Source organism: Streptomyces sp. NPDC054863 (assembly GCF_053610825.1).
This window is the reverse complement of sequence record NZ_JBSGZD010000341.1, coordinates 1-8013: the sequence shown is the minus strand read 5'-3', so window position 1 is coordinate 8013 and position 8013 is coordinate 1. Positions and strand designations below refer to the sequence as shown.

At 74.9% G+C, this 8013-nt stretch carries 7 protein-coding genes; 1 reads left to right on the top strand and 6 read right to left on the bottom strand.

Going from position 1 to position 8013, the window contains the following annotated elements:
• Nucleotides 1-58: 58 nt before the first annotated feature.
• From ACWGIG_RS34415 to ACWGIG_RS34390, 6 genes are read right to left on the bottom strand one after another with little or no spacing between them, the layout of a single operon-like run.
• Nucleotides 59-1468: an alkaline phosphatase family protein gene (locus ACWGIG_RS34415; RefSeq protein ID WP_453325627.1), complete on the bottom strand. Its 1410-nt coding sequence runs from the start codon at nucleotides 1466-1468 to the stop codon at nucleotides 59-61.
• On the bottom strand, nucleotides 1465-2694 hold the full coding sequence (gene eboE / locus ACWGIG_RS34410; RefSeq protein ID WP_453325626.1) for a metabolite traffic protein EboE: 1230 nt from the start codon (nucleotides 2692-2694) through the stop codon (nucleotides 1465-1467). Before eboE ends, ACWGIG_RS34415 begins: the two co-directional genes overlap by 4 nt.
• Nucleotides 2695-2697: 3 nt before the next feature.
• On the bottom strand, nucleotides 2698-3669 hold the full coding sequence (locus tag ACWGIG_RS34405; protein ID WP_453325625.1) for a TatD family hydrolase: 972 nt from the start codon (nucleotides 3667-3669) through the stop codon (nucleotides 2698-2700).
• A gap of 10 nt (nucleotides 3670-3679) precedes the next feature.
• On the bottom strand, nucleotides 3680-4432 hold the full coding sequence (locus ACWGIG_RS34400) for an EboA domain-containing protein (RefSeq protein WP_453325624.1): 753 nt from the start codon (nucleotides 4430-4432) through the stop codon (nucleotides 3680-3682).
• Nucleotides 4429-5355, bottom strand: a complete 927-nt coding sequence (locus ACWGIG_RS34395) for a sugar phosphate isomerase/epimerase family protein (protein WP_453325623.1) — start codon at nucleotides 5353-5355, stop codon at nucleotides 4429-4431. The genes ACWGIG_RS34400 and ACWGIG_RS34395 overlap by 4 nt, the downstream gene beginning before the upstream one ends.
• On the bottom strand, nucleotides 5352-6359 hold the full coding sequence (locus ACWGIG_RS34390; protein ID WP_453325622.1) for an SCO3242 family prenyltransferase: 1008 nt from the start codon (nucleotides 6357-6359) through the stop codon (nucleotides 5352-5354). The genes ACWGIG_RS34395 and ACWGIG_RS34390 overlap by 4 nt, the downstream gene beginning before the upstream one ends.
• A gap of 385 nt (nucleotides 6360-6744) precedes the next feature.
• On the opposite strand from ACWGIG_RS34390, the gene ACWGIG_RS34385 reads away from it, so the two are divergent.
• Nucleotides 6745-8013 (top strand): AAA family ATPase (locus ACWGIG_RS34385; RefSeq protein ID WP_453325621.1); only part of this gene is annotated, 1269 nt, incomplete at its 3' end.

Sequence of the window (8013 nt, the reverse complement as noted above, 5' to 3'; positions counted from 1 at the left end):
GTCCCGGGCCTTCGTGCGTCCTGCGCCCCCGCGCCTCCCGGGCCTTCGCGTCTCCCGGTCAACCGGTGGCGCCGGCCGACGCCGTCCGCGGCGAGGTGCTCTCGCGCGTGAGGAGGTCCAGGAGCAGGCCCTTGACCTCGGTGGCTGCCACGGTCGCGGCCCCGGTGACCGGGCTGTCGCACAGGAACACCGGACCGTCCTCGGGGTCGTCCACCGGGCGGCCGTGACTGCCGCGGACCCCGGACGGATCCAGGGGCACGGTGCGTATCCGGTAGCGCAGACCGGCCTTCTTGCGGGCGACGGAGCCCAGCGCGCGCAGCCGTACGCCGGGCACGTCCGGGTCGTAGAGCAGCTCCGCGGGGTCGTAGCCGGGCTTGGCGTGGATGTCGACCTGCCGGGCGAAGTCGGGTGCCAGATCGTCGTCCAGCCAGTAGTAGTACGTGCACCAGGCGTCCGGTTCGGCCACGACGACGAGGTCACCGGCGCGTTCGTGGTCGAGGCCGTGGCGTTTCTTGGCCGGGCCGTCGAGCACCTCCGCCATCCCGTCCAGCTCCTCCAGCACCTTCCGGGCCCGGGGCAGGTCGTCGGGGTCGGCGACGTACACGTGGGCGATCTGGTGGTCGGCGACGGCGAACGCGGCGGAGGTCCGCGGGTCGAGGTACTCCATGCCGGCCTGGGTGTGCACCTGGAGCAGGCCCGCACGGCGCAGTGCGCGGTTGACGTCGACGGGCCGCCGGACCGGGGTGATGCCGTACTCGCTCAGCGCGACGACGGTGGCGCCCTCCTCCCGCAGGTGGCGCAGGAAGGGGGCGAGCGCGTCGTCGAGGCGGCGGGCCTCCCGGCGGGCCTCCGGCGAGTCGGGGCCGTGGCGCTGGAGGTCGTAGTCGAGGTGTGGGACGTAGACCAGGCTCAGGTCGGGACGGTGGGTGTCGAAGACGTGGCGGGCGGCGGCGAGTATCCACCGGGTCGAGGTGAGGCCCGCGTTCGGGCCCCAGAACGTGAACAGCGGGAACGGGCCGAGGCGTGCGGTGAGTTCGTCGTGCAGGGACGGTGGCCAGGTGTAGCAGTCGGCCTCCTTGCTGCCGTCGGAGTAGTACACGGGCCGGGGGGTGACGGTCCAGTCGACGTCCGCGCCCATCGCGTACCACCAGCAGATGTTGGCGACGGTGAGGCCGGGGCGCTCGCGCCGGGCGGCCTCCCACAGTTTCTCGCCCTGGACCAGCGCGTTGTGCTGGCGCCACAGCAGGACCTCGCCGAGGTCGCGGAAGTACCAGCCGTTGCCCACCGCGCCGTGCCCGGAGGGGGGTTCGCCGGTGAGGAAGGTGGACTGCATCGTGCACGTGACCGCGGGCAGGACCGGCTCCAGGGCGGCTGCGGTGCCGTGCTCGGCCACGGCCCGCAGGGCGGGCATGTGGCGCAGCAGGCGGGGGGTCACTCCGACGACGTCGAGGACGACGAGACGGCTCATGGGACGGTCACCTCCGTGCGGGTGGTACCGGGGCCGTCCACGGGGCCCGGTCGGGTGGGGGCGGTGTCCTCGGCGAGGCCGAGGCGCAGCAGGGCGTCGCGGGTCCAGTCGAGTTCCGCGGCGATGCCCGCGACGAGGTCGTCGCGGTCGCGAGGGCGGGCCGCTGCGGGCAGCACCTCCCAGGTGTAGGTCTCGGTCTCCAGGTGGCGCACGTGTGCGCGGGGGCCGCCCAGCAGAACGCGGAGGGTGGCTTCGAGCACGTCGCCGGTGGCCCGGAGCGGGGGCTCGGGCTCCGCGTGCAGGGGGGTGTGGAAGTGCACGCGCCAGGGGCCGGTGCGGGGCAGCGGGCCGTGCAGGGCGTCGGCGAGGTCGTCGGCGCCGTGGACGGTGCCGTCGGCGGCGCACATCCGGGTCTGGTGCAGGAAGCGGGGCTCGGCGTAGCCGGCGAGGTGCTCGGCGCGGCCGGGGGCCCCGGGGTCGGGCACGTGCAGGGCGCGGGAGATCTGCGCCTTGACGACGTCGAGGTGCGCGTCGTGGAGGCGGGCGAGGGCTGCGGCGGGTTCCTCGAACTGGACCGCCAGGTGGCAGGTGTCGAGGCAGACGCCGAGCTCCGCCGGCAGTCCGGCGAGCAGCCTGGCCGCCTGTGCGGTGGTCTCCACCGCGCAGCCGGGCTCGGGTTCCAGACCGACCCGGACGGTGCGGCCGGTTTCCCGGCGCAGATCAACCAACTCGGCCGCAAGCAGGGTGAGTTGGGTGCGGGCGGTCGCGTGGCGCTGCGGGGTCCAGTCGGTGCGCCAGCCCAGGGGCAGGGTGGAGACGCTGCCCTCGGTGACGTCGTCGGGCAGCAGTCCGGCCAGGACACGGGCGCAGTCGACGGTGTAGGCGAGGCGGCGCGGGTCGCTCCAGTCGGGCGTGTAGACGGCGTGCTTGACGGAGGGGCGGTGGAAGCCCTCGTACGGGAAGGCGTTGAGGGTGACGGTCTCCAGACCGCGGCGGCGCAGATGGTCGCGGAGGCGGGCGGTGAGGTCGGGGCGGGCGGCGAGTTCGCGGGCGGCGTCGCGGGCCAGCCACAGGCCGACGCCGAGTACGGGGACGTCCAGGCGGTCACGGACCCGGGCGGCGTACCGGTCGAGCTGGTCGGTGACGCCGTCCAGGCTCTCCGCGGCGTGGACGTTGGTGCAGTAGGCGAGGTGGACGACGGAGCCGTCCCGGTGACGGAAGCGCAACGCTCAACGCTCCCCGCGCAGCAGCGAGTTCCCGGCGAACGTCGCCGCGTCGCCGCGGGGTCCGGCCGGCCCGTCGCCGTACGGGCCCTGCCGCTTGCCGTCGCGCGGAGCGTCCCGCTCGTCGTCGCGGGGGCCCGCCCGCTCGTCGTCGTACGGGCCCTGCCACTCGTCGTCGTACAGGTCCGCCAGGTCCAGGCGTCCACTCTGGCCGTAGAACGCGACCGGGTTGTTCCACAGCACCTGGTGGGCCAGCTGCTCGCCCATCCCGGCGGCGAGCATGGCCTCGCCGGTGGCGCGGGTGGTGCACGGGTCGCTGTGGCCCCAGTCGGCGGCCGAGTTGACCAGCATCCGGTCCGTGCCGTGACGGCGCAGGATCTCCACGGTGCGCGTCTCGTCCATCTTGGTGTCGGGGTAGACGGAGAAGCCCATCCAGCAGCCCGAGTCGGCGACGAGGTCGACCGTGACCTCGTTGAGGTGGTCGACCAGGACGCGGTGCGGGGCGATGCCGGACTCGCGGATCACGTCCAGGGTGCGCCGGGTGCCGACGGCCTTGTCCCGGTGCGGGGTGTGCACGAGTACGGGCAGGTCGTGGCGGACGGCGAGGTCGAGCTGGGTGGCGAACGCGGTGTCCTCGGCGGGGGTCATCGAGTCGTAGCCGATCTCGCCGACGGCGACGACGCCGTCGCGTACGAGGTAGCGGGGCAGTTCGTCCAGGACGCCGGTGCAGCGCGGGTCGTTGGCCTCCTTCGGGTTGAGGGCCAGGGCGCAGTGGTGGCGGATGCCGAACTGGGCGGCGCGGAAGGGCTCGAAGCCGAGGAGGCTGTCGAAGTAGTCGGTGAAACTCCCGACGGAGGTGCGCGGCTGGCCGAGCCAGAAGGCGGGCTCCACCAGGGCGCGTACTCCCACGTCGCGCATCCGCGCGTAGTCGTCGGTGGTGCGGGAGGACATGTGCACGTGCGGATCGAAGATGCGCATGGGAGCTCCTTCAGAGGGTGGTGGCGCGGGTGCGTGCGAGCCGGTCGAGGACGCGGCGCGCGGCGGTGCGGCGGGCTTCGTCGGGGTGGTCGGCCTCGTCGGCGAGGCCCGAGGCGGCGACGGCGTCCGGGAAGCGGGCGAGTACCGGCCAGATCTCGTCGGGGACCGCACGCCCGGCGGCGACGCGTTCGTGGGCGTGGTCGGCGAGCATGCGGGCGAGTTCGGCGTCGGTGCGGTGCGGTGCCGGCGGGGCGGGCAGCCCCATGCAGACGCACTTGAGGATGGCCTGCCGGTAGGCGGGGGCGTCCAGGCGGCGGACCGCGTAGGGGCCGAGCGCGGCGCGGACGAGGCGGGGGTCGTGCGAGCGCAGCGCCTCGTGGAGCAGGCCGGTGGCGGAGTCGCCGAGGGTGTCGTCGAGGTCGTCGAGGACGGACAGGCCGCGCAGCACGGCGAGCCGTTCCGCGGTGCCTCCTTCCCGGTAGAGGCGGGTGAGCCGGTCGGTCAACGGCGGCCGGTCGGCGGGCAGTACGGTCAGCAGCAGCACCCGTGCGGCGTCGGCAACGCTCCAGTCGGCGCTCACGCCGTCCGGGTCGTCGGCGGGTGCCGCGTCCAGCGGCCCCCGTCCGCAGTGCCGGGCGACGGCGGGGAACACGTCGTGGACGGCGTCGGGGTCGGCGGCCGTGGCGCGCAGTGCGCCTTCCAGCCAGCCGGCGGCGGCCGGGGTGAGGCGCTCCTCCAGGGCCGCGCAGAGTCCGGCGATCATGCTGTCTCCCTCACTCGTGCTGTCTCCCTCACGCGTGCGGCTTGCCGCAGGAAGGCGAGGGACCGGGTGGCGGTGCGGGCGGCGTCGGCGAAACCGTCCTGGATCTCCACGGAGACCAGGCCGCGGTGGCCGCCTTCGGCCAGGGCGTGCAGCACCGGCGGGAAGTCGATCTCGCCTGCGCCGAACGGAAGGTGGCGGTGGACGCCCCGGACCATGTCCTCGATCTGGACGTGCGCGAGGTGCGGCAGGGCGAGCTCGACGCAGGCCTGCAACGGCCGGGGCTCGGAGCAGTGGGCGTGCCCGACGTCGAGGGTCAGGCGCAGCAGCGGGTGGTCGTCGAGGCGGGCACGCAACGCCAGGAACCGGTCGACGCCGTTGAGGAACATCTCCGGTTCCGGCTCCAGGGCGAGGGTGATCCCGTACGTCTGCGCGGTGGCGAGGAGCCGCCGCAGCGGGGCGGCCAGCCGGTCGAGTGCCGCGTCCTGCTCCATTCCTTCGGGGGCGCTGCCGCTGGTGACGTGCACGGTGTCCGCGCCGAGTGCGTCGGCGACGCGGACGGCGCGGCGGATCAGGTCGACGCGGGCGTCGCTCCCGTGCTCGCAGAGCAGGCCCGGCAGGTGCGGCCTGGCGGGGTCCAGCAGCTGGGGGTCGCCGGTCTCGACGACCACGGCGAGGCCCAACCGGTCCAGCAGGCGCGCCAGTCGGGCGACGCGGGCGGGCGCGTCGGGGGCGTAGGGGTCGAGGTGGTGGCGGGCGAGGGTGAGGGAGACCCCTTCGTAGCCGATGTCGGCGATGATGCGCAGCGCCTCCTCCAGGGAGTGCCGGGCGAAGCCGTTGGTGCCGTAGGCGAAGCGCAGGGGCAGGAGCGGGCCGGTGGCCGGGCCGGGGGCGCCGGAGGTCGTGTCGCGGGTACGGAAGATCATGTCGCGGGCACCGCCTTCACGAGCCGGGAGGCGAGGGGGTCGGCCGCGGCCACGAGCGCGGCGGACAGCGGGGCTCCGCAGGCGGCGGCGAGGGCCGCCTGGAGCGGGATGAGGGCGAGGATGCCGGCCTGGACCGCGTGGGCGACCCGCTCGGCGGGCGCCTCGTCGTCCGGTGGGGCGACGGGCCGGGGGGCGGTGTCCTGGCGGGTCGCGGCCCGGGAGGCTTCGTCCCGGGGCGCGGACCGGGGGACGTCGTCCCGACGCGGCGCGGACCACGGTGCGGCGAGGGTCGTCAGCGGACGTCCGTAGCCGGATGCGTACCGGGCCAGCAGGGCGCCCGCGAGCGGCAGGAACAGCCGGGGGCGGGACGCGTGCGCGGTGCTCGCGGCCAGTGTGCCCGCGGTCAGGGCGGCCCCGGCCGCGCAGGCCAGTGCGGCCCGTGCGGCGCCCCGGCCGCCGCCCGACACCTCGTGACGGCTGAGTGTGGTGACGCCGTAGGTGTGCAGGGCGACGGCCGCCGCGGGTGCTGCGGCTCGGACTCCGCCGCCCATCAGTACGTCGATGCCGCGGGCTGCCGCCATGGTGGCGGGCCCCGCGACGGTGTCCTTGAGGCGAAGGTCGTACGCCCACACGGCGGCGGTGAGCGCAGTGGCCGTGACCAGGCGACGGCGACCGCAGGCGGCGGCCAGAGCCAGACCCGCGGCGGTCAGTCCCGTGGCCGCGGCCAGCGCGGTGCGCCGCTCGACCGCCCCGGAGGGAACCGGCCGGCCGGGGCGTTCGACGCCGTCCACGGCGGCGTCGGCGTAGTCGTTGAGGGCCATGCCCGCCCAGTACAGACAGACCGAGGACGCGGCGGCGCCGAGCGTGCGGAGGTCGGCGGGCCGTCCGGCGGCAGCGGCTCCGCACAGGATGTCCCCGGGTACGGACAGGGCGGCCGGGGCGCGCACGAGCCTCACCAGCGGGCGCCACGCGAAACGGCCGGAAGCTTCTCTCGGTATTTTCACAAAAGGAAATATAGGCACAGCGGCGTGGGCCGGCCCAGCCCTTCCGCGGCATTCATGAAATACCGTCAGCGGGCCCGCGAGTCGCTGCGAAAACCCACTCGTCCGGGTGGGGTGGGCCCTCCCGACCGATGGCCCCTGTGCGGGAAACCCCCTGGTGGAGCCCGCGTCCGGTGTCACGTGGCCACGGTACCGCGTCCTCGCTCACGGGATTACGTGAACGGGAATTCCTTACCTGGAACCCGTTGCCGGAAACAGGGTCCCCGATTCCCCTTTCCGAGAATTCGCGTCTTTCGGCGGCCCCCCGGAAAGAGGCACTCTTTTCTCGATGTTCTCGATCGGCGGTACACCGAGCGCCAGAGCGCACGACCGAAGGAAAGTGGATTCCGTGACCCATGCACTGCGAGGCCGGGACACTCTGCGCGACCAGCTGGTGCGAGCGCTGGCGGAGGCGGCCGGGGGTCGGGGCCGGGTCGTGCTGGTCGAGGGCAGTTCCGGAAGCGGGCGCAGCAGAATGCTCACGGAGGCCGCGCTGCTCGCATCGGCCCGGGGGTTCACCGTCTGCCGGGCCGCCGCCGACCATCTCGGCCACCCCGCATTCCTCGCCCCGCTCGGCCTGCCGCCCGCGCCGCAGGGCTCCGGGGACGACAGCGCGCTCGGCCGCCTGCTGCGCCACACCGCCGAACGGCCGCCCACGGCGCCGCTGCTGGTCGCGCTGGACGATGCGCAGTGGGCGCCCCCGAAGGCGCTGGAGGCGCTGCGGGACCTGTCCGCGCTGCTGACCACCGGCTCCCTTCCCGTATTGGTGGTGCTGACGCACACGACGAACGGCGGCGGGCCCGGACCGGCCCAGAAGGACCCGGGCGCCTCCGGCGTGACGCGTCTGTTCGCCGCCCTCACCGACGACGCTGCGCTCCGTCTGGAACTGGGTCCGCTGTCGGCGGACGCCGTGACCGAACTGGCCACGGAGGTGCTGGGCGCGCCGCCGGACGAACGGCTCACCGCCCTGTGCGCCGTCGCGGAAGGAATGCCGGGGCGCGTCGTGGAACTCGCCCGCGCCGCCGCGGAGTTCATCCGGCCGGCCACCGGCGCGCCGACGGCGACGCTGCCCCAGGGGCCGCTGCCTGACCGGCTGCGGGAGGCGCTGCTGCGGCCCCTGCGCGGCCTGTCCGCCGAGGCGGGCGCCCTGCTGGACGTGGCGGCGGTCCTGGGCCGCTCGGTACCGCCGGCCGACCTCGCACTGGCGCTGGAGCGGACGGCCCGCGACCTGATGCCGCCGGTGCAGGAGTGCGTCGCGGCGGGCGTGCTGAGCTCCACGGAACACCGGCTGGTGTTCCGTCATGCGGTACTGCGGCAGGCCGTGGCCGAGGCCGTGCCCCCGCCGGTGCGTACCGCGCTCCGCCGGGAACTGGGGGAACGCCTCGCCGCCACCGGCGACTTCACCGGCGCGGCCGGCCATCTGGCGGCAGCCGCTGCCGGGGGCGAGAGCGGCGCGCTCGGCGAACTGGAGCGCACCGCGCGCACGCTCGCCGTGCAGCACCCGGCCACCGTGATCGACCTGGTGGGTCCGGCGGCGGAGCGCCAGCCCGCGGGCTCCGCGCGCACCGATCTGCTCGTCCCCGTGGTCGGCTGTCTCGTCACCACCGGACGCATGGGC